Below are 25,768 nucleotides of genomic sequence, written 5' to 3'. Positions count from 1 at the left end.
CCGGTCAGCGCGGCTCCTTCCGCCCGCACCGCGAGGAGCCGCCCCGCATGAGGACCGTGACCGTCGTCGGCGCCTCCCTCTCCGGTCTCCACGCAGCCCGTGAGCTGCGCGCCCAGGGCTTCGACGGCCGACTCGTGATCGTCGGCGAGGAACCCCACCGCCCCTACGACCGCCCTCCCCTCTCCAAGGACTTCCTCACCGGCCGCACCGGCGAGGAGCAACTGGCCCTCACCGACGCCGAGGAGACCGCCCACCTCGACGCCGAGTGGCTCCTCGGCGTCCGCGCCCGCGGACTCGACGCCCGCGGCCGCGCCGTCCTTCTCGACGACGGACGCACCGTGTCCACTGACGGCGTCGTCATCGCCACCGGAGCCGCCGTCCGCAGGCTGCCCGGCGACCCTCCGGCCGGCGTGCACACCCTGCGCACCCTCGACGACGCCCGTGCCCTGCGCGCCGACCTCACCGCCGGCCCCCGCCGGGTCGTCGTCATCGGCGGCGGTTTCATCGGCGCCGAGACCGCCTCGTCCTGCGCCCGGCTCGGCCACGCGGTCACGGTCGTCGAGGCCGCACCGCTGCCGCTGCTGCCCCAGCTCGGCCCGCGGATGGCCGCCGTGTGCGCCGCCCTGCACCGCCGCGGTGGGGTGGAGTTGATCGCCGGCACCGGGGTGGCGGGACTCCGCGGCCCCGGCACCGTCACCGGCGTGCACCTCGCCGACGGCCGCACCCTGCCCGCAGATGTGGTCGTGGTCGGCATCGGCGCCCGTCCCCGCACCGACTGGCTGGACGGATCGACGCTCGCCCTGCACGACGGCGTGCTGTGCGACGACGGCTGCGTGACCGCCCTCCCTCAGGTCGTCGCGGTCGGTGATGTCGCCCGGGTCGGCGGCACCCGCGCCGAGCACTGGACCTCCGCCACCGAGCAACCCCGCGTCGCCGTCGCCAACCTGCTCGCCGGCCGCACTCGGGAGACCTTCCGCCCGCTGCCGTACTTCTGGTCCGACCAGTACGGCAGCCGCATCCAGTTCGCCGGCCGGTGCCGCGACGGGGACACCGTCCAGGTCACCGAGGGCGACCTCACCGACGGCCTGCCCGGCCACGGCGGGTTCCTGGCCCGCTACGAGCGCGACGGCCGCACGGTCGCCGTGCTCGGCGTGGACCGGCCACGCGCCTTCACCCGAGCCCGGCGCGAACTCCATCGGGATGTACGGCAGCACGGCCAACGCGGGCGGACCGAGCAGGCAGTGCTCTGAGCACATGAACCGTGCGCGCCGGGCCGGGACCGCCCCTCCGCTTGCCGGGTTCGTACCCGTGCGCGTGCCGCGCGGGTACGAACCCGGGCGGGTCAGGAATGGGACAACTGCCCGGCGCCACGCCCGCGTATCCGCCCCTGCGCGCGCACGGCCGCCCGCTCCTGACGCCTACGGGCGCGCCGCTCGCGCCGGAGCGTCCGGGCCGTGCTGCTCGGCTCCGAGACCACGCCGTTCCGCTGGTTCCACACCTGGCGGGTCACCCACACGTCGACCACGGCCCAGGTCGCCAGCACCGTGCTCGCCACACCGCTGATCACCATGGGGAACGCCAGCCACGACCCCGCCAACGTGCACAGGAACGCCACCATCGCCTCGATCAGCGTCACGGCGATCACGATGACCGCCCGCACCGCCGCCGTGCGCACCGGATCGGGCAACGGGTGCCGACGCGCCGGCTCCTCGACCCACAACGGCCGTGCTGTCTCCAGCTGTTCACCACGTGTGCGTTCCGAGGTGCGCGCAGGCCCCGGAATGTCGCGATCCGGCGCCTCCCGTACCTGTCGTACCACTGAGCGTCCCGCCACGCTCTCCTCAGACGCCCTGTGCCGCTCCGCCGTGCCCATCACCGTGTCACTCCCCACCGCCGGCATGCCGCTCGCCCGGCGTCCTAAGACTCCGACTCCCCAGTGGCTGCCCGGCTTGCGCTGTTTTACGCCGCCGGGATGCGGGATGCGGCTCCTGTGTCCCATTCCGCCCCCATCTCCCACACGTAGGACGATCGAGATCCCACGAAGATTCCCCAGCGGCGAAAAAATCCAGCCAACCGCCTGTCCGACCCGTCGTGTCCGGTCCTTCCGTGTCCCCACGAATCACGGTGGCAATCTCCCGCAATGCCCGGACAACTCGCCATGTCTCGCCGTCCCCGCGGAAGTTCGCCCTCCGGACATGCCTTCGAGTTATCTGTGGGGCGGTAGTAGGCTCGCGCCGTTTGTTGACGCACATGTGCACCCCCGACCGGCGGGGGTCGAGCTGGGGGAGGCCATGCGCTTTCGCGGGAAGTCGATCCGCCGGAAGATCGTGGCGCTGCTTCTCGTGCCGCTGGTGTCCCTGACCGCCGTCTGGGGCTTCGCCACGGTACTGACGGGTCGCGAGGTCGCCCGGCTGTTCCAGGTGTCCAACGCCGTGCAGGACATCGGCTATCCCACCGAGGACACCGTGCGTGTCCTGCAGCAGGAGCGGCGCCAGACCCTCGTCTACCTCGCCGACCCGAGGGCCGCCGACGCCCTCACCGCGCTGCACCGCACCCGCAGCGCCACCGACGGGGCGATCGCCAAGGTTCGCAAGAACGCCCAGGACCGCGACCTGCGCGACGGCATGGACGCCGAGGACGGCGAGCACATCACCGCCGTCCTGGACGCCCTCGACGGCCTCGACTCCCTGCGCCGCGGCGTCGAGCAGGGCATGGTCACCCGCGCCCAGGCCCTCGACCGCTACAACCGACTCGTCGACCCCTGCTTCGCGCTGCTCGCCGCCCTCGACGGCATCGACGACGTCGACATGGACCAGCAGGCGCGCGCCATGGTCAACATCACCCGCGCCCGCGAACTGCTCTCCCGCGAGGACGCCCTCCTCGGCTCCTCCCTCGTCGTCGGCCGGCTCACCCCCGCGGAGACCCGGGACATCTCCGACCTCGTCGCCCAGCGCACCCTCCTGTACGACATCAGCCTGCCACTGCTGCCCGCCGCGGAGCGCGAACGCTACGAACGCTTCTGGACGAACGCCACCACCGCGTCCCTGCGCATGGCCGAACAGACCGTCGTCGACACCGACGACGGAACACCGCGCGGTGTCGACGCCAAGAGCTGGGACACGGCCGCGGCCGGCGTCCTCGACGAACTCGGGTCCCTCGACGACCAGGTGGGGGACGGCTTCCAGGACCGTGTGCGCCCGGTGGCCATGAACGTCATCGTGCAGGGCGCCGTCGTGGGCATCCTCGGCCTCGTCGCCGTCCTGTTCTCCCTCGTCCTCTCCGTCCGCGTGGGCCGTGCGCTCATCCGCGACCTGAGGCAGCTGCGCCTGGAGGCGCACGAGGCGTCCGGCGTCCGGCTGCCCAGTGTCATGCGCCGCCTGTCCGCCGGTGAAGAGGTCGACGTCGAGACGGAAGTGCCACGGCTCGAGTACGACAAGAACGAGATCGGAGAGGTGGGCCAGGCCCTCAACACCCTCCAGCGCGCCGCCGTCGAGGCCGCCGTCAAGCAGTCCGAACTGCGGTCCGGTGTCTCCGAGGTGTTCGTCAACCTCGCCCGCCGCAGCCAGGTGCTGCTGCACAAGCAGCTCACCCTGCTGGACACCATGGAACGCCGGACCGAGGACACCGACGAACTGGCCGACCTCTTCCGTCTCGACCACCTCACCACGCGCATGCGCCGGCACGCCGAGGGCCTGGTGATCCTGTCCGGCGCGGCGCCGTCCCGGCAGTGGCGCCGCCCCGTGCAGCTCATGGACGTCGTCCGCGCCGCCGTCGCCGAGGTCGAGGACTACGAGCGCATCGAGGTACGGCGGCTGCCGCGCGTCGCCGTCACCGGCCCCGCCGTCGCCGACCTCACCCACCTCGTGGCCGAACTCCTCGAGAACGCCACGGTGTTCTCCCCCCCGCACACCGCCGTCCAGGTCCTCGGCGAACGCGTCGCCAACGGGTTCACGCTGGAGATTCACGACCGGGGTCTCGGCATGACGGCCGAGGCACTGCTGGACGCCAATCTCCGCCTCGCCGAGACGCCCGAGTTCGAACTGTCCGACACCGACCGGCTCGGCCTGTTCGTGGTCAGCCGCCTCGCCCAGCGGCAGAACGTCCGCGTCTCCCTCCAGCCGTCGCCCTACGGCGGCACCACGGCCGTCGTCTTCATCCCCGACGCGCTGCTGACCGACGACGTCCCGGACACCAACGGCATCGGCTTCCGCCTCGACCGGGAACGCCCGGCCAAGGACAAGGGGCAGGTGGCGGGAGGCGCCGCCGGCCGGTCCACCGCACCGGCGCAGTTGCCGGGTCTGCCCACCTCCTTGCTGGACGGCCCGGTCGAACTGGAGGCGCCCGTCGATCTCGACGCCCTCGACGGCTTCCCGGGCGTCCTGGCGGACGAGGACAGCGAGCGCGGCGGACTCTTCCGGCACCGCCGGACCCTCGCCGGCACCGACGACCGGACGGGCGCCCTGCCCGGCGGGCAGCCCTCGGCCGACGAGCCCCGCGAACCCGGCCCCGTCCCACTGCCGCGACGGCAGACGCCGAAACTGGTCAGCTCGCACGGCAGGCCCGTCACCGACCAGCGTTCCCGTCGCCAGGAACCGGACCAGCAGCCGTCCGCCGGGCCGCGCCGCGCCGACACCAGCGGTCTGGCCCCCCTGCCCGCCCGTCGCCGAGGTGCGACCTCCCGGCGCTCGGCGGACCTCGCCGACCTCACGGATCGCGTCGCGGAACCCGGCACGGCCGCGGCCGGCGGCGCTCCCGAGACGGCCGAGCCCCCGGCACTGCCCAGGCGGACCCGGCCCAAGGCGATCGCCTCCGGCAGCCCGGAGGACACGCCCACGGCCGCGCCCAGGGGGGCGGCGGCACCGATCGGTGGCGAACAGCCCCCGTTCGGCGGCAGCGCACCCTGGGTGCCCGGTGAGCGCATTCCCAGCGGCGGCGAAACGGCCCCGACCGGCGGCGAAACGTCCCGGGCCGGTGGTGAGCAGTCCCCGCTCGGCGGCGAGCGCGTCCAGACCGGCGGCCGGGCAGCCCCCGCCGGCGGCACCACCGCCTCGCCCCTCGGGGGGACGGGCACGGAACCGGCCACCGGTGCCCTGCCCCGACGCGTCCGCCAGGCCAACCTGGCGCCCCAGCTCAAACAGGACACCCAACGACGCGCCGAGCGCGCGGACCGGCCTGCCGACCGCGACGCCGACGAGGTCCGCGGCCGGATGGCCTCCCTCCAGCGCGGATGGCAGCGTGGCCGGGAGGAGAACGCCGCGGGCGACGGGGCCCGGAACGGCACAGCACCAGGAACGAACGAGGGGGACGGTCGATGACCGCACCGAACGCGACCGGCCACACAGGGACCGACAAGGTGGAGCTGAACTGGCTCCTGGACGACCTCGTCGACCGGGTCGCCAGCATCCGCAAAGCCGTCGTCCTGTCCGGCGACGGGCTGCCCACCGGCGTGTCCAAGGACCTGTCCAGGGAGGACAGCGAGCACCTCGCCGCCGTCGCCTCCGGCTTCCACAGCCTCGCCAAGGGCGTCGGACGCCATTTCGAGGCGGGCAGCGTGCGGCAGACGGTGGTCGAGCTCGACGACGCCTTCCTGTTCGTCACCGCCGCCGGTGACGGCAGCTGCCTTGCCGTGCTCTCCGACGCCGACTCCGACGTCGGTCAGGTCGCCTACGAGATGACCCTGCTGGTCAAGCGGGTCGGTGTGCATCTGGGTGCCGCCCCGCGCACCGATCTGCCCGCAGGCGGGTAGTGGGATGACATGAGCGGAGACGGTCAGGGAAGACACCACTGGTTCGACGACGAGGCCGGACCGGTCGTCCGCCCGTACGCCATGACGCGCGGCCGCACCACGAGTGCGGCCCAGCACCGCCTCGACCTCATCGCGGTGGTCGTCACGGAGCCCGACGCGGGCGACCCGGAAGCGGACCCGACGCTGTCGCCGGAGCACGTGGAGATCGTCGGGCTGTGCCGCGACACGCCGCAGTCGGTCGCCGAGATCGCCGCGGAACTCGACCTGCCCGTCGGCGTGGTCCGCGTCCTCGTCGGCGACCTGGTCCACGCGGAACTCGTCCACGTCACTCGCCCGGTTCCCCCGGCCGAACTGCCCGACGAGAGTATTCTGCGCGACGTGATCAACGGCCTCCGGGCGCTGTGACCGGCGCGGAAGCGGAGTACTGACGTGACTGGCTGGCAGTTCTGGGTCGACCGAGGGGGCACGTTCACCGACATCGTCGCCCGTCGCCCGGACGGCCGGCTGCTCACCCACAAGCTCCTGTCCGACAATCCGCGCTACGCCGACGCGGCCGTCACCGGCGTACGCGAACTCCTCGGCACTTCGCGGGAGCCCGTCGAGGCCGTTCGCATGGGTACCACGGTCGCCACCAACGCCCTGCTGGAACGGAAGGGCGAACGGACCCTCCTCGTCATCACCCGCGGCTTCCGCGACGCCCTGCGCATCGCCTACCAGAACCGCCCGCACATCTTCGCCCGCCGTATCGAACTGCCCGGTCTGCTCCACGAACGGGTCGTCGAGGTGGACGAACGGGTGGCGGCCGACGGCACCGTCCTGCGCGTCCCCGACCTGGACGCCCTCGCGGAGCCGCTCCGGCGGGCGTACGACGACGGGATCCGCGCGGTCGCCGTGGTCTGCCTGCACAGCCACCTGTACCCCGCCCACGAACAGGCGATCGGGGAGCTCGCGGCCCGCACCGGCTTCCCGCAGATCTCCCTGTCCAGCGAGGTCAGCCCGCTGATGAAACTCGTCCCGCGCGGGGACACCGCCGTCGTCGACGCCTACCTCTCGCCCGTGCTGCGCCGCTACGTAGAGCACGTCGCCGACGAACTGCACGGCGTGCGCCTGATGTTCATGCAGTCCAACGGCGGCCTGACGGAGGCCGGGCAGTTCCGCGGCAAGGACGCCATCCTCTCCGGCCCGGCCGGCGGCATCGTCGGCATGGCCCGCATGTCGCAGCGCGCCGGCTTCGACCGCGTCATCGGCTTCGACATGGGAGGGACCTCCACCGACGTCTCGCACTTCGCCGGCGAGTACGAACGCGTCTTCACCACACAGATCGCGGGCGTCCGGCTGCGCGCCCCCATGCTGGACATCCACACGGTGGCCGCCGGCGGCGGCTCGGTCCTGCACTTCGACGGCTCCCGCTACCGGGTGGGCCCCGACTCCGCCGGCGCCGATCCGGGCCCCGCCTGCTACCGCGCCGGCGGCCCCCTCACCGTCACCGATGCCAACGTCATGCTCGGGCGCGTCCACCCCGGCCACTTCCCGGCCGTCTTCGGCCCCGGTGGCGACCAGCCCCTGGACGCGAACCTCGTCCGGGACCGGTTCACCGCCCTCGCGCGCGAGATCCACGAGCGCACCGGCGACGACCGGACCCCGGAGCAGGTGGCCGAGGGATTCCTCCAGATCGCCGTCGCCAACATCGCCAACGCCGTCAAGCGGATCTCCGTCCAGAAGGGTCACGACGTCACCCGCTACGCCCTGACCACCTTCGGCGGAGCGGGCGGCCAGCACGCGTGCCGGGTCGCCGACTCGCTCGGCATCCGCAGCGTGCTCGTACCCCCCATGGCCGGTGTGCTCTCCGCCCTCGGTATCGGCCTCGCCGACACCACGGCCATGCGCGAACAGTCCGTCGAGGCACCCCTTCAGACGGCCGCCATGCCCGGCATCCGCAAGACCGCCGACGACCTGGAGACCGCGGCCCGCACCGAACTCCTCGCCGAGGACGTCCCCGAGGACCGCATCGAGATCACCCGCCGGGCACAGCTGCGCTACGACGGCACCGACACCAGCCTCACCGTCGAGCTGGCCGAGCCCGAGGCCATGACGCACGCCTTCGAAGAACGTCATCGCGCCACGTACTCCTTCACCCTCGACCGCCCGATCGTCGTCGAAGCCCTCTCCGTCGAAGCCACCGGCATCACCGCACCCCCCGATCTGTCCGCCCTCGCCCCGTACGAGGGCCGCCCCACCGCACCCGACACCGTCCGCCTCCACACCGGCGGTGCCTGGCGCGACGTACCCCTCCACCGCCGGGAGGGCCTTCCTCCCGGCGAGACCGTCACCGGCCCTGCGATCGTCACGGAGGCCAGTGCGACGACCGTCGTCGACGACGGCTGGCGGGCCGTGGCGACCGACGACGGGCATCTGGTGATGGAACGCACGGCGATTACGCAGAGTTCCCGACTCGACACGGAAGTCGACCCGGTCCTGCTCGAGGTCTTCAACAACCTCTTCATGTCCATCGCGGAACAGATGGGCGCCCGGCTGGAGTCCACGGCCCAGTCCGTCAACATCAAGGAACGCCTGGACTTCTCCTGCGCCCTGTTCGACCCCGACGGAAACCTGGTGGCCAACGCCCCGCACATCCCTGTCCACCTGGGCTCCATGGGCACCAGTGTCAAAGAGGTCATCCGCCGGCGCGGCACCGCGATGCGCCCGGGGGACACCTACGCCGTCAACGACCCGTACCACGGCGGGACGCACCTGCCCGACGTCACGGTGATCACCCCCGTCTTCGACACCGACCGGGCGACGGACACGGAGAGTGAACCGGCGATCCTCTTCTACGTCGCCTCACGCGGCCACCACGCGGAGATCGGCGGCATCGACCCGGGCTCCATGCCGGCCGGCAGCCGCACCATCGAGGAGGAGGGCGTCCTCTTCGACAACTGGCTCCTGGCGGAGGACGGCCGGTTCCGCGAGCAGGAGACCCGCCGCCTCCTCACCGACGCGCCCCACCCCTCCCGCAACGTACGCACCAACCTCGCCGACCTGCGCGCCCAGATCGCCGCCAACCGGAAGGGCGTCGACGAGGTCCGCCGCATGATCGCCGAGTTCGGCCTCGACATCGTCCAGGCCTACATGCGGCACGTGCAGGACAACGCCGAGGACGCCGTCCGCCGCGTCGTCGACGCCCTGGCCGACGGGGAGTGCGCCTACGAGACCGACTCGGGCGCCGTCATCCGGGTCCGGGTGCGCGTCGACCGCGCAGGACGCCGGGCGACCATCGACTTCACCGGCACCTCGGCGCAGCTGGCCACCAACTTCAACGCCCCCTTCGCGGTGGTCAACGCCGCTGTCCTGTACGTCTTCCGCACGCTGGTCGCCGACGACATCCCGCTCAACGACGGCTGTCTGCGCCCCCTCGACATCGTCGTGCCGCCCGGTTCGATGCTCGCGCCCGAACCGCCCGCCGCGGTCGTCGCGGGCAACGTCGAGACCTCCCAGGCCATCACCGGCGCCCTCTACGCCGCACTCGGCGTCCAGGCCGAGGGTTCCGGCACGATGAACAACGTCACCTTCGGCAACGAGCGCCACCAGTACTACGAGACCGTCGCCTCCGGATCCGGAGCGGGCGACGGCTTCCCCGGTGCCGACGTCGTGCAGACCCACATGACCAACTCCCGGCTCACCGACCCGGAAGTCCTGGAGTGGCGGCTGCCGGTCAGGCTGGAGGAGTTCGCCGTCCGGCGGGGGAGCGGCGGCGCCGGACGGTGGCCCGGCGGCGACGGCGCCGTACGCCGGCTCCGCTTCCTCGAACCCATGACCGTCTCCACGCTCTCCCAGCACCGCCGCGTGCCCCCGTACGGCATGGCGGGCGGCGAACCCGGAGCGCTCGGCGCCAACCGGGTCGAGCGCACCGACGGCACGGTCACCGATCTCGGCGGCAGCGGCTCGGCCGACGTCGGGCCGGGCGACGTTCTCGTCATCGAAACCCCCGGTGGCGGCGGCTACGGCCGACCGTCGCCCGATTCCCATCAAGCAGGAGAAGAGATCGATGATCTTCGGGCGTTCTGAGCGCGGCAAGCCCCCGGTCGAGCCCGTCACGCTCAAGATCCTCGTGGCCGGCGGCTTCGGCGTGGGCAAGACGACCCTCGTCGGCGCGGTCAGCGAGATCAGGCCGCTTCGCACCGAGGAACTGCTCACCGAAGCCGGTCGTCCGGTCGACGACACGAGCGGGGTCGAGGGCAAGCACACCACCACCGTGGCCATGGACTTCGGCAGGATCACGCTGCGCGAGGACCTGGTGCTGTACCTCTTCGGCACGCCCGGGCAGGAACGGTTCTGGTTCATGTGGGACGAGCTGTCCGAGGGCGCGCTCGGCGCCGTCGTCCTCGCCGACACGCGGCGTCTGGAGGACTGCTTCGCCGCCGTCGACTACTTCGAACGGCGTTCCATACCGTTCGTCGTGGGTGTCAACTGCTTCGAGGACGCGGCGCGTTATCCCGCCGACGCCGTCCGTCAGGCCCTCGACCTGGACGACGACGTGCCCGTCCTGTTGTGCGACGCGCGCGACCGCGAGTCGGTCAAGGACGTGCTCATCGGCGTCGTCCAGCACGCCATGGAGTACGCCGCGGGCAGCCGTCGGGCCGCCGCCACCTGAACCGGCGAGCACGGCCCGTACCCCCGCCGACAGGGGTACGGGCCGTGGTCCGGTGAGGCCACCACGCGCGCGTGCGGCGCCCGTCTACGCGCCGTCCTCCTCCAGCCAGCCGAAGCTCTTCTCCACCGCCTTGCGCCAACTGCGGTACTCGCGGTCGCGCACCGACGCCTCCATCGCGGGCGCCCACTCGGCGTCCTTCTGCCAGTGCGACTTCAGCTCGTCCAGGTCGTTCCACACGCCCGTGGCCAGACCGGCCGCGTAGGCGGCGCCGAGGCAGGTCGTCTCCGACACCCTCGGGCGGATCACCGGAACGCCCAGCACGTCCGCCTGGTGCTGCATCAGCAGATTGTTCTTCGTCATGCCGCCGTCGACCTTCAGGGTCGTGATCCGTACTCCGGAGTCCTGGTACATGGCGTCCACGACCTCACGCGTCTGCCAGCTCGTCGCCTCCAGCACCGCGCGCGCGAGATGGGCCTTGGTGACGTACCGGGTGAGCCCGGTGACGACCCCGCGCGCGTCCGAGCGCCAGTAGGGCGCGAACAGGCCCGAGAACGCGGGCACGATGTAGGCGCCTCCGTTGTCCTCGACACTCGCCGCCAGTGGCTCGATCTCGTCGGCGGTGCGGATGATGCCGAGCTGGTCGCGGAACCATTGGACCAGGGCGCCCGTTATCGCTATCGACCCCTCCAGGCAGTACACCGGCGCCTCCTCGCCGATCTTGTAGCCCATCGTCGTCAGCAGCCCGTTCTTGGACGGCACCGGCCGGTCGCCGGTGTTCAGCAGCAGGAAACTGCCGGTGCCATAGGTGTTCTTCGCGGTGCCGACGTCGTAGCAGGCCTGCCCGAACACGGCGGCCTGCTGGTCGCCCAGCGCCGAGGCCACGGGCACGCCCGCGAGCTGCCCGACCGCGGTGCCGTACACCTCCGCGGAGGACCTGATCTCGGGGAGCACCGCCTCGGGGATGTTCATGGCGGAGAGGATGGAGGAATCCCACTGGAGGGTCTCCAGGTTCATCAGCATGGTGCGGCCGGCGTTCGTGACGTCGGTGACGTGCCGGCCGCCGTCGGTGCCTCCCGTGAGGTTCCAGATCAGCCAGGAGTCGATGGTCCCGAAGGCGATCTCGCCGTGCTCGGCCCGTTGCCGCAGCCCGGGCACCTGGTCCAGCAGCCAGGCCGCCTTGGGGCCGGAGAAGTAGCTCGCCAGCGGCAGCCCGGTCTGCTCGCGGAAGCGGTCCTGGCCGTCCGTGCCGCCGAGTTCGTGGCACAGGGCGGCGGTGCGGGTGTCCTGCCACACGATCGCGTTGTGCACGGGCTTGCCGGTGGCGCGGTCCCACAGGACCGTGGTCTCCCGCTGGTTGGTGATGCCGAGCGCGCTCAACTGGTCGGCGCGCAGCCCGGCTTTCGCCAGCGCCCCGGCGACGACGGCCTGCACCTTGGACCAGATCTCGGTGGCGTCGTGCTCCACCCAGCCCGGCTTGGGGAAGATCTGGCGGTGCTCGCGCTGGTCGACGGCGACGATCGCGCCGCTGTGGTCGAAGACGATGCAACGGCTGGAGGTGGTGCCCTGGTCGATGGCGGCGACGTACTTCTCGGCGTTGTCCGTCATGGCTGTCCCTGGGTCGAGGGTCGGGTCGCTGGTCGTAGGGCGAGGCAGGCCCGCGTGGGGGTGGCGGGCCGTGCGCGGGTCAGAAGGCGACGTTGTAAAGAAGCCCGGCGAGCGCTCCGCCGATGAGGGGGCCGACGACCGGGATCCAGGCGTAACCCCAGTCCGACGTGCCCTTGTTCGGGATCGGCAGGAAGGTGTGCACGACACGCGGGCCGAGGTCGCGGGCCGGGTTGATGGCGTAGCCGGTGGGGCCGCCGAGGGACAGGCCGATGCCGACGACGAGCAGGGAGACGATCAGCACGGTGGTGCCGGACTCTCCGAGTCCCTTCGTCAGCCCGAAGGCGAGCACGGGCAGCACCAGTGCGACGGTCGCGATGATCTCGGTGATGAGGTTGGCGACCGGGTTCCGTATCTCCGGGATGGTCGAGAAGATCCCGAGGGTCGGCACCGGTTCGTCGGCCGTGCCCTCGGTGGTGCCCGTCTTGCGGACGTTGGCCTGGAACTGGGCCAGATACACCAGGTAGGCCAGGACGGCGCCCAGCATCGCGCCGACGATCTGCCCCAGCAGATACACCCAGACCTTGTCCCACTTGCCGGTGTCCACGGCGATGCCGATGGTCACCGCGGGATTGAGATGGCCGCCGGACAGGGGGGCCGCGGTGTACGCGCCGGCGAGCACACCGAAGCCCCATCCGAAGGCGATCACCACCCAGCCCGCTGCCCGCGCCTTCGAATATCTGAGGGTGACGGCGGCGCAGACACCGGCACCGAACAGGATCAGGATCGCGGTGCCGATGATCTCCCCGACGAAGATGTCTCCATTGCTCATGGGCGGCTCCTTTGACGCCGGTCGGGACGATCAGCCCCGACCTCCTGTGCAGGAACGATGCGCGTGGCGACTTCAGCCGACGGCAGGGAGGCCCCGCGCCCCGCCCGGCGTCCGTGACGAGCGTGCCTCGCAGCCGGATCGCCTTGAGCGGACGGGCCGTGGAGCAGGACAGACCCGTGGCACAGTGCCTGATAACGCCGAGAATGTACGGCGATGTCGGCTGACACCGGGAAGTGTTCACCGGTGTCACGGGGGCGTCAAGGTTGCCGACGGGGACGGTGACAGCCACGCGGTCTCGCGCGGCGGGAATTCCTCAACGGCGGTACGCGGGGGAGGGGTTCACCACCGTGGCTCGGCTGCCGCGTAATCTGCCTGCGCCGGTGCCGCCCCCGAGCCGCCGCGTCGCACCTCGTGACCCGGCAGCCCCGCGCGCCCCAGCACCCAGCTCGCACCGCTGAGTGCCTTGGCCGCCTTCTTCAGCGGAGCGAGGTGGGCGGCGGCCTGACGATGGTCGCGCACGCTGCCCGGTGCACACACCACCGTCGCGAGGGAGAGTGTGACCGGCCGCCCGCCCGCCGCCCAGGGCACGTCGAGCACGGCGGCGGCCAGCGGGTCGAGCGCCTCCACATCGGCCAGCACCAGGAAGTCGTCGCCGCCGATGTGCCCCACGCGCGCGTGTCCGGCGGCCGCCTCCTGCAGCGCACGCCCCACCGACCGGATCAGCTCGTCACCGGCCGCGAACCCGGCGCCGTCGTTGACCTGCTTGAAGTGGTCGATGTCCAGCCAGCTGAGGGCGAACACCCGTCCGTCCGCGATCCGCCGGTCGACCTCACCCGTGATCGCGTCCGAACCGGGCAGCCGGGTCAGCGGATTGAGCCCGGCCGCCTCCTCGACCCTGCTCTCGGCCAGTGCCCGCACGAGATCCGCGAGCCGTACGACCCCCACGCACCGGCCGTGCTCGTCGACCACCGCCACATCGTCGGAGGTCCGGTCCCGGCCGCCGACCGCGACCACGTCCAGCACCTCCCAGGCGGTCGCGCCGATGCCCACCGTCCGCGGCGCGTCACCCAGCTTGAACGCCGGCCGGTCCGCGTACAGGGCGTGCCCGTAGCGGCCGGACATCGACAGCAGGAACCGCGACCGGTGCACCGACCGGACCGGCCGGCCGGCCTGGTCCACCAGCAGCACCCCGGAGACGTCGGGCGATCCCGTCAGCAGCGCCCGCACCCGGCCCGCCGGAGCGGTCACGGGCAGGACGGCGGCCGGACGGACGAACTCCCGCACCGACGGCCCGGACCGGGGCACGGCGAGGAATCCGCGCGAGAGCGGCGGAACGTACACGTCCGCCACGGGAATCCGGGCCGGAGGCGCGAACAGCTCACCCTGCGCCAGTTGCGCGCCCGCCGACACCGCGGCCGCACACTGCAGTTCGGTCTCCACTCCCTCCACCGCCACCAGGGCACCCAACTCCTCGCACAGCGCCCGCATGGCCCGCACGGCGGCCGGCCGGGCCAGCAGCGAGGCGTCGAGCTTGACCAGGTGGGGGGCGAGATCGATGAGCAGTCTGAGGGGTACGTCGCCGTCGCCGATGCCGTCCGCGCTGATCCGGAAGCCCTGCTCGCGCAGTGCGGCCACCGCCTCCAGCAGCGCCCGGTGGGGGACGTGCGTGAAGGGCGGGACGATGTCGAGGGTCACCTCCCAGGGCATGCGCCCCGCGGCACGTACGGCGTCGTGCAGCGGTGTGAGACCACCGAGGTCGGCGAGCGTGGCCGCGAACACGTTCAGGTGCAGCGGCAGCAGCGTCTCCTTGCGTGTTGCCGCACGGAGCGCCAGCACGGCGAGCATGCCGTCGAGTTCGGGGTCACGGCGCGCCTCGGCCAGGATGTCACCGGTCTCCGGACGGGCCAGTGTCTCCAGTGCGGCGACCGCGCCCGTCCTCAGGTTGACCACCGGCTGGAAGGCGAAGCGGAGAGTATCCGTCCAGGAGTGCACGGGAGCATGATGGCTCCGCCCGGAAACGCCCAGGGCCAGTTCATAAGACGTTCACGCAGGATTCCTACCTGATCACAGAGCGTGTGGATCTCCTGAGTCCCTCGTGCCGCAGGAGACGCGTCGCCGAGCCGGTCATCTCACCGCGATCACCGACGATCCGTGCCCGAAGAGCCCCTGGTTGGCGGTGATGCCCACACGCGCCCCGGTCACCTGCCGCTCACCGGCGGCGCCCCTCAACTGCCAGGTGAGCTCGCAGACCTGAGCGATGGCCTGGGCCGGCACCGCTTCCCCGAACGAGGCGAGCCCGCCGCTGGTGTTGACGGGTATGCGGCCGCCCGGTGCCGTCGCCCCCTCCCTGAGCAGCTTCGCCCCCTCTCCCTCGCCGCACAGCCCCAGATCCTCGTACCACTGCAACTCCAGGGCGGTGGACAGGTCGTACACCTCCGCCAGGGACAGGTCCTCGGGCCCGACGCCCGCCTCTTCGTAGGCGGCCCGGGCGATGGACGCCCGGAAGGTCGCGGGTCCGGGTTCCACCGCGACCGCGCAGTCCGTGGCGATGTCGGGCAGGTCCAGGACCGTGCTCGGGAAGCGGGGGGTCACCGTGGACACCGCCCGGATCAGCACCGGACGGGACACGCCGTGCCGGCGCGCGAAGTCCGTGCTGCACAGCACCAGGGCGGCGCCGCCGTCAGAGGTGGCGCAGATGTCGAGGAGCCGCAGCGGGTCGGCGACCACGGCGGAGGCGGCGACCTCCTCGACGGTGACCCGTTTGCGATAGCGGGCGTACGGATTGAGCGCCCCGAGCGCCGCGTTCTTCACCTTCACCAGCGCGAAGTCCTCCGCGGTGTCCCCGAGTACCGCCATCCGCCGTCGGGCGTACAGCCCGAAGTACGTCGGATTCGTCGCGCCCAGTACACGGAAGCGCAGCCAGTCCGGGTCGTCCGGGCGATCACCGCCCGCCGGCCGGAAGAATCCCTTGGGTGCGGCGTCCGCCCCGACCACGAGGACGACGTCCGCGAGACCCGCGAGGATCTGGGCCCTTGCGGTCGCGATCGCCTGCGCCCCCGACGCGCAGGCCGCGTACACACTGGAGACCCGCGCGCCCTGCCAGCCCAGCGCCTTGGCGAAGGTCGCTCCCGCCACGTACCCGGGGTAGCCGCCGCGCACCGTGTCCGCGCCGACGACGGATCCGACGTCCCGCCACTGCAGCCCGGCGTCCGCGAGTGCCGCCCGGGCCGCTGCCGTGCCGTACTCGACGAAGCCTCGGCCCCATTTGCCCCAGGGGTGCATGCCCGCGCCGAGCACCGCCACGTCCGCCGTCATGCCGTCACCCCCGTCGGCCGCCAGTGCCAGGTCGTCCAGGTCGTCTCCGCGTCCTCGTGGAGCACGCCGGGGACGACCTCCACCTCCATGCCCACCGTCAGATCGGCGACGGTGACCCCGGGGGCCGCCTGGCCCAGAACGACCATCCGCTCGGCCTCCAGCTCCACCGCGATCAACGCGTAAGGCTCCCAGGGAAGTTCCGGGTTACTCACATAGGGTGACGGAGGACGGTAGCGGCTGTCCGTGTACGACCAGATCCGCCCCCTCCGTGACAACGGGGTCTCCTCCAGGGCTCCGCCCGCGCAGTGCGGGTTGCGGCAGTGGGTGTCCTCGCGCGGGAAGAAGACGGACGCGCAGGACGCGCAGCGGGTCCCCAGCAGGCGGAAGCCGTCCCCCTCGCCGGTGAACCAGCCGGCGACCGCGGGTGTCGATGCGTGCGGCAAAGCCCCTCCCTCAGGCGATCTGACGAAGCGTCAGAAGTCTGCCACGGGCCACGGGAAAAGGGCAGGCCGTCTCTGTGAACCGAAACGGCCCCCACGGCGTCGTGTTACCTGAGAGGCGGCCGGGATCGACGGGGGTGATTCCGGCCGCCTCTCCTGTCACTCGTCACACCTTGCGCGCCGATGCCGGAAGACGCCCTTCCTCTGATCGGATACAGTCCGCGCGTGTCCGAAATTCAGCACCCAATTGCCAACTCCGCACCGAACTCGCATTGTTCGAACTGCGGAGCGCCCTACGGGGAGGGCGTCTCCGGCTGGCCGCGCAGCTGCCCGCACTGCGGAACGGTCGCCTACCGCAATCCGCTGCCGGTCGCGGTCGCGCTCCAGCCCGTGTACGACACCAAGGGCACGGCCTTGGTCGTCATCACCCGAACCATCGCCCCCGCACGCGGAGGCATCGCCCTGCCCGGTGGCTACATCGACGACCGGGAGGACTGGAAGCAGGCCGTCGTACGCGAACTCAAGGAGGAGACCGGAATCGACGCCGCCGCGCGCGACGTCCGGCTCGTCGATGCCATGAGCTCGCCCGACGGCCACCTGCTGCTCTTCGGCCTGCTCCCGGAACGCCCCGCCGAGGGACTCCCGCCGTCCGACGCCACCGACGAGACCGAGGGCTGGCACCTGCTGCGCAGGGCCGAGGAACTCGCGTTCCCGCTGCACACCCTGGCCGCACGGGCCTGGTTCGAGGGCCGCTACGTCTGAGCCGCACGACTCGGCCGGGCCGCCCTCACGCGACACGGCTCAGCCGAGCCCCCGCACCCGCACCGGACAGGACGGCTCGGCCGAGCCGTCCTCCTGCTCCCGGGTGACCACCACCCGCCGGCCCTGCATGCGGGCGACGTAGCGCTCGATCTCCGGGTCGTCCCAGCCGTCACCCGCGTCCCGCACCACCAGGCCGCCGCCCGTCCGCCCGCGCGCGGGCGCCCAGACCTCCAGCTCGAGACCGTCGTCGGCCCCGCGCACGGGCACGACCGCACCCGCACGCGCGAACACCGGTATCCGCGACAGCGGCGCGTCGACGAGGACCTGAGCGGGCCCCTCGTACGCCTCCTCCGTGGCCGTGTCGTACCAGCGGCCCCGAGGCAGCTGCACCGCACGCCGGTCGGCACCCGGATCGAGGACCGGGGCCACCAGCAGGCTGTCACCGAGCAGAAACGTGTCCTCGCAGTCCCGGAGCGACCGGTCCTCCGGAGCCCCCCACCACAACGGCCGCACATAGGGTGCGCCGGTCCGCCGCGCCAGATGCGCCAAGGTCACGAAGTACGGCAACAGCCGCCGCCGCTCCAGCAGCGCCACGCGCGCGTGCTCCAGCACGTCGGCACCGAACTCCCAGGGCTCCCTGCGTCCCGCGCGCAGACTCGCGTGCGTACGGAACAACGGCAGGTACGCGCCGAGCTGGAACCACCTCAGGTACAACTCCGGCGACGGACTGCCGTCGAAACCGCCCACATCCGGACCCGAGTACGGAACACCGCACAGACCCAGCCCCAGCACCAGCGACAAGGACGCGCGCAACCCCGGCCAGCCCGTCGCCACGTCCCCCGACCAGGTTCCGCCGTACCGTTGTGTCCCCACCCACCCGGAGCGCGAGAACAGGAAGGGCCGCTGCTGCGGCGACAGCTCACGCAGCCCCGCGTAACCGGCCTGCGCCATGCACAGCCCGTACACGTTGTGCGCCTCACGGTGGTCACCGTCGCGCCCCTCCAGCGCATGCCGGGCCGAACGCGGCAACGTGGCCTCACCGAACGCACTGAACGACGTCGGCTCATTCATGTCGTGCCAGAACCCGGCGAAGCCCTGCCCCAGCCGCTCCTCGTACAGACCGCCCCACCACTTGCGCACGCGCGCGTGGGTGAAATCCGGAAAGACCGACTCACCGGCCCACACCACACCCCGCACCGTCCGGCCCGCAGGGTCCCGCACGAACGCGTCCACGTCCGAACCGCTGTCGTACACGGCGTTGCCCGGCACGGCCTTCACCGCCGGATCCACGATCGACACCAGCCGGATCCCGTCCCGCCGCAACTCGTCCGCGAGAACGGGCAGCTTGGCGAAGCGCTCACGGTCGACGGTGAACACCTGATGCTCGTCGTAGTGGTCGATGTCCAGGTGAACGGCGTCCAGGGGCAGACCGCGCTCCTGGTAGCCCGCGACGACCCGGCGCACCTCCTGCTCGCTGCCGAACCCCCACCGCGCGTGATGGTGGCCCAACGCCCACGCCGGCGGCAGGGCGGGCGCCCCCGTCAGCGAGGCCCACGTGTGCAGCACACGCGCGGGCGTACCCACCATCACCCAGCAGCGCAGCGGCCCGCCGTCCATCCGCACCTCGCAGCGGCCCGCCCGGTCGTGCCCGGACCCCGCGCCCTCCTCACCCTCCCGCAGCACCACCGTGCCGTCCCACGTGGAGTCGTGGAACACGAGATGCGTGCCCGCGTCGGCCACCACGAGCTGCACCGGCATCGTCAGGTAGAGCGGATCGTCACCGGGCCCGAACGCACGGCCCGGATCGGTGTTCCACAGCCGGTACGACCCGTCCCGCAGCCGAGGCCCCGACGCCCGCCCGCCAAGACCGAAGAACCGCGCGTCCGCCGCCACCTCCGACCGCTGCATCCACCGGGCCGCGCCTCCGCCGACCGGCTCCCACCAGCGCGGCGGAAGATCCCGGCGCAGCGTCACCCCGCCCGGAGTGCACACCTCCACCGCACCGTGCCGGGAGACGACGACCGTCACCCGCTCGGCGACCACCCGCCAGCCCCCGTCCTTGTCCGGCTCCAGTACCGCACGCGGATCCGGCTCCGGACTGTTCCCGGCGAGCGCGTACGACGGCTGCGGACCGGCCCCGTCCCACCCCCAGAAGACGGCACCGTTCACGGCGACGGTGATCCGCAGCTCCGACCGGCCGAACCGGATCAGACCGCCCCCCGGCCCCGGCTCCACGCCCTGCACCTGCCCCGGGACCCGCGCCCGTTCGGCCCCCCGCTGCGGCAGACCGGCTGCGTCGATGCGCCTCCTGCGCCACGCGGCCCGCACGGTACGCAACCCCCGAGCCGCCATCCCCCCACCGACCTCACTCACCGAACGCACCAGGTCACGACCGTCCATGCTGCTCACCCTGCCACTGAGCGCCCCACGCGTGCGTGTCGTTCAACTGCCGTTCACCCGTGCCGAGCCCACATCTTCACGACACGGACTATGTGGGGCGCGCCCTGGTGCGGAAGTCGATCACATGGCATCGTCCCTGTCAGCCGCGTCACGCGCACACCCCAGCCGTGCGCGGACCGACGCACACGACGCGCACAGCCCGGGAGCCGCCCCATGTCGACCGCGAACCCCCAGCCGCTCTGGCAGCCCGATCCCGAGCGGATCGCCCAGGCACGCATCACCCAGTTCCAGGCATGGGCAGCAGAGCACCACGGCGCACCGGCCGAGGGAGGCTACCCGGCACTCCACCAGTGGTCCGTCGAGCAGCTGGACACCTTCTGGAAAGCCGTCACCGAGTGGTTCGACGTGCGGTTCTCGACGCCCTACGCGCGCGTGCTGGGCGACCGCTCCATGCCCGGCGCCGAGTGGTTCCCCGGAGCCACCCTCAACTACGCCGAACACGCCCTGCGGGCCGCCGACGACCGCCCCGGCGAACCCGCCCTCCTCCACGTGGACGAGACCCACGAGCCGCGCCCGGTGACCTGGTCCGAGCTGCGCCGCCAGGTCGGCGCCCTCGCCGCCGAACTCCGCACCCTCGGCGTACGCCCCGGCGACCGCGTCAGCGGCTACCTGCCGAACATCCCCCAGGCAGTCGTCGCCCTTCTCGCCACGGCCGCCGTCGGTGGCGTCTGGACCTCGTGCGCCCCCGACTTCGGCGCCCGCAGCGTGCTGGACCGCTTTCAGCAGGTCGAGCCCGTCGTCCTGTTCACCGTCGACGGCTACCACTACGGCGGCAAGGAGCACGACCGCCGCGAGACCGTCGCCGAACTGCGCCGCGAACTGCCCACCCTGCGCGCAGTCGTCCACATCCCGCTCCTCGGCACCGACACGCCCGACGGCGCCCTCGAATGGTCGGCACTCACCGCCGGGGACACCGAGCCCGTCTTCGAGCAGGTCCCGTTCGACCACCCCTTGTGGGTGCTCTACTCCTCCGGCACCACCGGCCTGCCCAAGGCCATCGTCCAGTCGCAGGGCGGCATCCTCGTCGAGCACCTCAAGCAGCTCGGGCTGCACTGCGACCTCGGCCCCGAGGACCGTTTCTTCTGGTACACCTCCACCGGCTGGATGATGTGGAACTTCCTCGTCTCCGGCCTGCTCACCGGAACCACGGTCGTGCTCTACGACGGCAGCCCCGGCTACCCGGACACCGGCGCCCAGTGGCGTATCGCCGAGCGCACCGGAGCCACCCTCTACGGCACCTCCGCCGCGTACGTCATGGCCTGCCGCAAGGCCGGCGTGCACCCGTCCCGCGACTTCGACCTCTCGAAGGTGCAGTGCGTCGCCACCACGGGCTCGCCCCTGCCCCCCGACGGCTTCCGCTGGCTGCACGACGAGGTCCGCGACGACCTGTGGATCGCCTCCGTCAGCGGCGGCACCGACGTCTGCTCCTGCTTCGCCGGCGCCGTACCGACCCTGCCCGTGTACACAGGCGAACTGCAGGCGCCCGGACTCGGCACCGACCTGCGGTCCTGGGACCCCAGCGGAAAGCCCCTCATCGACGAGGTCGGGGAACTGGTCGTCACCAACCCCATGCCGTCCATGCCCATCCACTTCTGGAACGACGGCGACGGCAGCCGCTACCACGACAGCTACTTCGACACCTACCCCGGCGTCTGGCGCCACGGAGACTGGATCACCGTCACCGAGCGCGGTTCCGTGATCATCCACGGCCGCTCCGACTCCACCCTCAACCGGCAGGGCGTACGGATGGGGTCGGCCGACATCTACGAGGTCGTCGAGCGCCTCCCCGAGATCAGGGAATCCCTCGTCATCGGCATCGAACAGCCCGACGGCGGCTACTGGATGCCGCTGTTCGTGCACCTCGCACCCGGTGCCGACCTCGACGAGGCGTTGCTCGGGCGGATCAAGCAGGCCATCCGCGAGCAGCTCTCGCCCCGCCACGTGCCCGACGAGGTCATCGAGGTGCCCGGCATCCCGCACACCCTCACGGGCAAGCGCATCGAGGTCCCGGTCAAGCGCCTCCTCCAGGGCACACCGATGGAGAAGGCCGTCAACGCCGGATCCATCGACAACCTCGCCCTGCTCGGGTTCTACGAGGAGCTCGCCCGCAAGCGAGGCTGACCAGACCCGGCACGTCACCCACCGCACATGCTTCACGGACCCCGCCGCACACGGTCGCGGGGTCCGGAGCCGCGGCATGCGCTGCCCCGCACCTCACAAGCCTCTGACCTGCACATTCGCCCGGTGTTCCCCCTTCGACCCCTCGCCCGTGATCCCGTTGTCAGTGGGGCCGATTACGGTGAGTGAGCATTGATCGACCGCGCACTTGGGGGAAACATGGCGCACACCGACCACCAGACCATGCGACGCGACCTGCGCCGCGAGATCGCCGGCACGATCGGTCTGCTCACCGACGAACACGACTTCCGCACCATGCGGCGCTACCGCAGCTTCACCTTCGACGACCACACCACCTACCTGCGTCAGGTGGAGGCCGTCCTCAGGTCCCGGGCGGCCCAGGGCACCCACACCACCCTCGCCCTGTTCGACCCGGAGGACTACGCCGTCTACTGCGCGGAAACCGGCCTCGACCCGGAATCCCCCACCAGCAGGACCCGGTTCACGGCGGAACTCGCGTCCACCGGCCCCGCCATCCCCTACGACGGCAGTCCTCTCGCCACACTCCTGCCGGCCCTCGTGGACGAAGCCGTACGCCAGGCCACCTGGGAGTACGCCACCACCCTCCTGACCCGCCTCGGCCCCTGCCCCACCTGCGGCGAGGACATCGGCAGGGCCGCCTTCACCCGTGCCTCCGATCTCCTGGTCCGCATCCTCGACACGGCACCGCCCGGCGACCGGCACCTCGTCTGCAGCGTCTCCGGCCCACCGGACACCCTCGTCGCCGTCCTGCACGGAGACCAGGACGGCCAGGGAGACACCCGACTCGACGAGGCAGAAGCCCTCGAATTCACCAGCGTGCTCGCCCTCGGCCTCGCCACCCGCAGCCCCGGTGGCCTCGTCATGCGCACCAGTGCCCCCGGAACCGCCGACCAGGTCTACGGATGGCGGCTGCGCACGGGCGCCTTCGAACCGCTCACCGCCTCGCAAGTGTTCGACGCCTACTGCACCGACGCCGAATCCGGCGACCTCATCTCCCCGGAGCCCGGCGTCGACTACTGCGAGCCACCCGACCTCGGAGAGGACCGCACCGGACAAGGACACCACCACTGACCCCGAGCACCGGCGGCCGAACGCACCAGGGGCGCCCCACCGAAGGCGGGACGCCCCTGCACACCTCGTGCGCCGTACAGACCGCGGCTACTCGCCGGACAGCACCGCCTGAGCCGCGCTCCGCGCATCCTCGGCGCTGTCCGCCGCACGGGCGGCCGCCGCGGCACGCTCGCACTGCGCCAGCGTGAACTTAGCCAGCGTCGCCCGCACATACGGAAGGGAAGCGGAACCCATGGACAGGGAGGTGACACCCAGACCGGTCAGCACACACGCCAGCAACGGATCGGACGCGGCCTCGCCGCACACGCCGCAGCTCTTGCCCTCGGCCCTGGCCGCCTCGGCGGACAGCGCGACCAGATCGAGCAGCGCCGGCTGCCACGGGTCCTGAAGCCGCGAGACCGCACCGACCTGCCGGTCCGCCGCGAAGGTGTACTGCGCGAGGTCATTGGTGCCAAGAGACAGGAACTCGACCTCCTGAAGGATCGAACGCGCCCGCAGCGCGGCGGAAGGGATCTCCACCATCGCGCCGAACTTCGCACGCAGCCCCGCCTCACGGCAGGCGTCCGCGAACGCCTTGGCGTCCGCCCGGTCGGCCACCATGGGCGCCATGACCTCGAGGTAGACGGGAAGCCCCTCGGCGGCCCTCGCCAGCGCGGTCAGCTGCGTACGCAGAACCTCGGGATGGTCGAGCAGTGTACGGAGGCCACGGACACCGAGCGCGGGGTTCGGCTCGTCCGCCGGCGTCAGGAACTCCAGCGGTTTGTCCGCACCCGCGTCCAGCACGCGCACGACCACACGGCCCTCGGGGAACGCCTCCAGCACCTGCCGGTAGGCCTCCACCTGCTTCTCCTCGGAAGGAGCGTTCTTGCTGTCGTCCAGGAAGAGGAACTCGGTCCGGAAGAGACCGACACCCTCGGCACCGGCCTCCACAGCCGCCGGCACGTCCGCCGGACCGCCCACGTTGGCCAGCAGCGGCACCTTGTGCCCGTCCGCGGTCGCGCCCGGACCCGTCGACGCGGCGAGCGCGGCCTTCCGCTCGGCGGCCGCGGCCTCCAGTTGCGCCTTCTTCTCCTCGCTCGGGTTGACGAAGACATCACCGGTGCTGCCGTCCACGGCCACCACGGTGCCCTCGGCCAGTTCACCGGCACCGGGCAGAGCGACAACGGCCGGCACGCCCAGCGCACGGGCCAGGATCGCGCTGTGGCTGGTCGGACCGCCCTCCTCGGTGACGAATCCGAGCACCAGGGAGGGGTCGAGCAGTGCCGTGTCCGCCGGAGCCAGGTCCCGCGCGACGAGTACATAGGGCTGGTCACTGTCCGGAACACCCGGCATCGGAACGCCCAGCAGCCGGGCGACGATGCGGTTCCGCACGTCGTCGAGGTCGGCCACCCGGCCGGCGAGGTACTCCCCGGCACCGGCCAGCAGCTCCCTGTACGCCGCGAACGCGTCGTACACCGCACGCTCGGCCGTGCTGCCGACAGCGATGCGCCGCTCCACGTCGGCCATCAGCTCGGGGTCCTGGGCCATCATGGCCTGCGCCTCGAGCACCGCCTGCGCCTCGCCCCCGGCCAGGTTGCCGCGTGCCATGAGGTCGGCGGCCACGGCGTCCACGGCCTGGCGCGCGCGGCCCTGCTCGCGCCCGGCGTCCTCGGTGGGGATCTGCTTGGCCGGCGGCTCCAGAACCGCCGTCCCCATGTGCCGCACCTCGCCGATCGCCACACCATGGCTCACGCCGACGCCTCGCAGCGTTGTCTCCATCTCACCCGTCTCCGTTAGTGCGGCGGGTCCCGCCGCCGCGGTGGTTGTCCTGTCGGCCGTCCTGCGACGGCGCCGCCGTCAGTTCCAGGCGAAGAGGCTGTCGCCGGCCTTCACGTCACCGCTGTCACGAAGGTCGGCGAGGGAGTCGGCCGTGGCCTCGAGTGCGACGACGGGACACACCGGTGACTTGCCGGCCGCCTCGATCGCGGCGGGGTTCCAGCGCACGATGGCCTGGCCGCGCCGGACGGTGTCGCCCTTGGCCACGAGGAGCTCGAAGCCCTCACCGTTGAGCTGGACGGTGTCGATGCCGAGATGGGTGAGCACGCCGTGTCCGTTGTCGTCCACGACGACGAAGGCGTGCGGGTGCAGGGAGACGATGACGCCGTCCACGGGTGCCACGGCCTCGGAGGGTTCACGTACGGGGTCGATCGCAGTGCCCGGGCCGACCATGGCCCCGGAGAAGACCGGATCCGGCACGGCGGCCAGTCCGATGGCGCGTCCGGCGAGAGGGGACGTCACGGTGGTCATGGGAAGCCTCCCAGGAGTGGAGCTGCAGGTAGGGCCGTCACTGCCTGTCCCTGACGGCGCACTGAGCAGCAGGGTATGTCAAAGGAAGTGGCGGTTCCGTATGGAACCTACCAGTAAGTGGTCTAGACCACCAACCCTATCGATTTGCACGGGCTCCGAGGCCGCGTGTACAGTCGTACTCCTGCTTGGGACGGAGCGGCGCGAAAGTGCGTCCGTCCGGCAGCACCCAAACTTGTCAGATCCTATCTCGGGATCACCTTCCGCATGTCTGCGGGGCGGTGGTCAGGGAGACGGAAAAACCCTGATAGAGTTTGAAACACCGAAGGGAAGCCCGGAGGAAAGCCCGAAAGGGTGAGTACAAAGGAAGCGACCGTTCCTTGAGAACTCAACAGCGTGCCAAAAATCAACGCCAGATTAGTTGATACCCCGTCTCCGGTCATCAC

General features: G+C 71.7%; 19 protein-coding genes. 9 read left to right on the top strand and 10 right to left on the bottom strand.

Going from position 1 to position 25,768, the window contains the following annotated elements; all coding sequences use genetic code 11:
• The first annotated feature begins 47 nt into the window (after positions 1-47).
• Positions 48-1,250, top strand: coding sequence for an NAD(P)/FAD-dependent oxidoreductase (locus tag ACF08B_RS34030; RefSeq protein ID WP_392320913.1), 1,203 nt, complete (start codon positions 48-50; stop codon positions 1,248-1,250).
• Positions 1,251-1,342: 92 nt separating this feature from the next.
• On the opposite strand, the gene ACF08B_RS34025 is transcribed toward ACF08B_RS34030, so the two are convergent.
• Positions 1,343-1,873, bottom strand: coding sequence for a hypothetical protein (locus ACF08B_RS34025; protein WP_392320912.1), 531 nt, complete (start codon positions 1,871-1,873; stop codon positions 1,343-1,345).
• Positions 1,874-2,291: 418 nt separating this feature from the next.
• Here ACF08B_RS34025 and ACF08B_RS34020 point away from each other — a divergent pair, with 418 nt between their 5' ends.
• The 5 genes from ACF08B_RS34020 to ACF08B_RS34000 are packed head-to-tail and all read left to right on the top strand — an operon-like array spanning position 2,292 to position 10,397.
• Positions 2,292-5,315 carry a nitrate- and nitrite sensing domain-containing protein gene (locus tag ACF08B_RS34020; RefSeq protein ID WP_392320911.1) on the top strand — a complete coding sequence of 1,008 codons (3,024 nt, stop codon included), beginning with the start codon at positions 2,292-2,294 and terminating at the stop codon, positions 5,313-5,315.
• A complete protein-coding gene (locus ACF08B_RS34015; protein WP_073899232.1) occupies positions 5,312-5,746 on the top strand; it encodes a roadblock/LC7 domain-containing protein in 435 nt (144 codons plus the stop codon). The genes ACF08B_RS34020 and ACF08B_RS34015 overlap by 4 nt, the downstream gene beginning before the upstream one ends.
• Positions 5,747-5,755: 9 nt before the next feature.
• Entirely contained in the window at positions 5,756-6,151 is a 396-nt protein-coding gene (locus ACF08B_RS34010; protein ID WP_392169318.1) for a DUF742 domain-containing protein, read from the top strand.
• A gap of 24 nt (positions 6,152-6,175) precedes the next feature.
• Positions 6,176-9,811: a hydantoinase B/oxoprolinase family protein gene (locus ACF08B_RS34005; RefSeq protein ID WP_392320910.1), complete on the top strand. Its 3,636-nt coding sequence runs from the start codon at positions 6,176-6,178 to the stop codon at positions 9,809-9,811.
• Positions 9,792-10,397, top strand: coding sequence for an ATP/GTP-binding protein (locus ACF08B_RS34000; RefSeq protein WP_392320909.1), 606 nt, complete (start codon positions 9,792-9,794; stop codon positions 10,395-10,397). Before ACF08B_RS34005 ends, ACF08B_RS34000 begins: the two co-directional genes overlap by 20 nt.
• An 84-nt stretch (positions 10,398-10,481) precedes the next feature.
• Here ACF08B_RS34000 and glpK read toward each other — a convergent pair whose 3' ends face one another.
• The 5 genes from glpK to ACF08B_RS33975 all read right to left on the bottom strand — a co-directional run bounded on the left by glpK (position 10,482) and on the right by ACF08B_RS33975 (position 16,589).
• A complete protein-coding gene (gene glpK, locus ACF08B_RS33995; RefSeq protein WP_392320908.1) occupies positions 10,482-12,002 on the bottom strand; it encodes a glycerol kinase GlpK in 1,521 nt (506 codons plus the stop codon).
• A gap of 79 nt (positions 12,003-12,081) precedes the next feature.
• Positions 12,082-12,831: an MIP/aquaporin family protein gene (locus ACF08B_RS33990; protein WP_392320907.1), complete on the bottom strand. Its 750-nt coding sequence runs from the start codon at positions 12,829-12,831 to the stop codon at positions 12,082-12,084.
• 339 nt (positions 12,832-13,170) lie between these two features.
• On the bottom strand, positions 13,171-14,823 hold the full coding sequence (locus tag ACF08B_RS33985) for an EAL domain-containing protein (RefSeq protein ID WP_392320906.1): 1,653 nt from the start codon (positions 14,821-14,823) through the stop codon (positions 13,171-13,173).
• A gap of 132 nt (positions 14,824-14,955) precedes the next feature.
• Positions 14,956-16,146 carry a lipid-transfer protein gene (locus tag ACF08B_RS33980; RefSeq protein WP_392320905.1) on the bottom strand — a complete coding sequence of 397 codons (1,191 nt, stop codon included), beginning with the start codon at positions 16,144-16,146 and terminating at the stop codon, positions 14,956-14,958.
• Entirely contained in the window at positions 16,143-16,589 is a 447-nt protein-coding gene (locus ACF08B_RS33975) for a Zn-ribbon domain-containing OB-fold protein (protein WP_392320904.1), read from the bottom strand. Before ACF08B_RS33975 ends, ACF08B_RS33980 begins: the two co-directional genes overlap by 4 nt.
• Positions 16,590-16,811: 222 nt before the next feature.
• Between ACF08B_RS33975 and ACF08B_RS33970 the strand changes: the two genes are divergently transcribed.
• On the top strand, positions 16,812-17,348 hold the full coding sequence (locus ACF08B_RS33970) for an NUDIX domain-containing protein (protein WP_392320903.1): 537 nt from the start codon (positions 16,812-16,814) through the stop codon (positions 17,346-17,348).
• 39 nt (positions 17,349-17,387) lie between these two features.
• Here the strand turns inward: ACF08B_RS33970 and ACF08B_RS33965 are convergent, their stop codons facing one another.
• Positions 17,388-19,748, bottom strand: a complete 2,361-nt coding sequence (locus tag ACF08B_RS33965; protein WP_392320902.1) for a glycoside hydrolase family 31 protein — start codon at positions 19,746-19,748, stop codon at positions 17,388-17,390.
• Positions 19,749-19,961: 213 nt separating this feature from the next.
• Here ACF08B_RS33965 and ACF08B_RS33960 point away from each other — a divergent pair, with 213 nt between their 5' ends.
• Both ACF08B_RS33960 and ACF08B_RS33955 read left to right on the top strand, forming a co-directional pair.
• A complete protein-coding gene (locus ACF08B_RS33960; RefSeq protein WP_392320901.1) occupies positions 19,962-21,929 on the top strand; it encodes an acetoacetate--CoA ligase in 1,968 nt (655 codons plus the stop codon).
• Between the two features lie 216 nt (positions 21,930-22,145).
• Complete coding sequence (locus tag ACF08B_RS33955) at positions 22,146-23,039, top strand: hypothetical protein (protein WP_392320900.1); 894 nt, start codon at positions 22,146-22,148, stop codon at positions 23,037-23,039.
• 87 nt (positions 23,040-23,126) lie between these two features.
• Here the strand turns inward: ACF08B_RS33955 and ptsP are convergent, their stop codons facing one another.
• The 3 genes from ptsP to ACF08B_RS33940 all read right to left on the bottom strand — a co-directional run.
• Positions 23,127-24,797: a phosphoenolpyruvate--protein phosphotransferase gene (gene ptsP / locus ACF08B_RS33950; protein WP_392320899.1), complete on the bottom strand. Its 1,671-nt coding sequence runs from the start codon at positions 24,795-24,797 to the stop codon at positions 23,127-23,129.
• A gap of 78 nt (positions 24,798-24,875) precedes the next feature.
• Positions 24,876-25,325, bottom strand: coding sequence for a PTS glucose transporter subunit IIA (locus ACF08B_RS33945; protein WP_093479285.1), 450 nt, complete (start codon positions 25,323-25,325; stop codon positions 24,876-24,878).
• A gap of 242 nt (positions 25,326-25,567) precedes the next feature.
• A partial coding sequence (locus tag ACF08B_RS33940) for a hypothetical protein (protein ID WP_392320898.1) occupies positions 25,568-25,768 on the bottom strand: 201 nt, incomplete at its 5' end.

Origin of the sequence: Streptomyces sp. NPDC015139 (genome assembly GCF_043079785.1) — a bacterium.
GTDB lineage: Bacteria > Actinomycetota > Actinomycetes > Streptomycetales > Streptomycetaceae > Streptomyces > Streptomyces albidocamelliae.
Note: the sequence above shows the minus strand (reverse complement) of the source record. Positions and strands in the feature narration are given on the sequence as shown.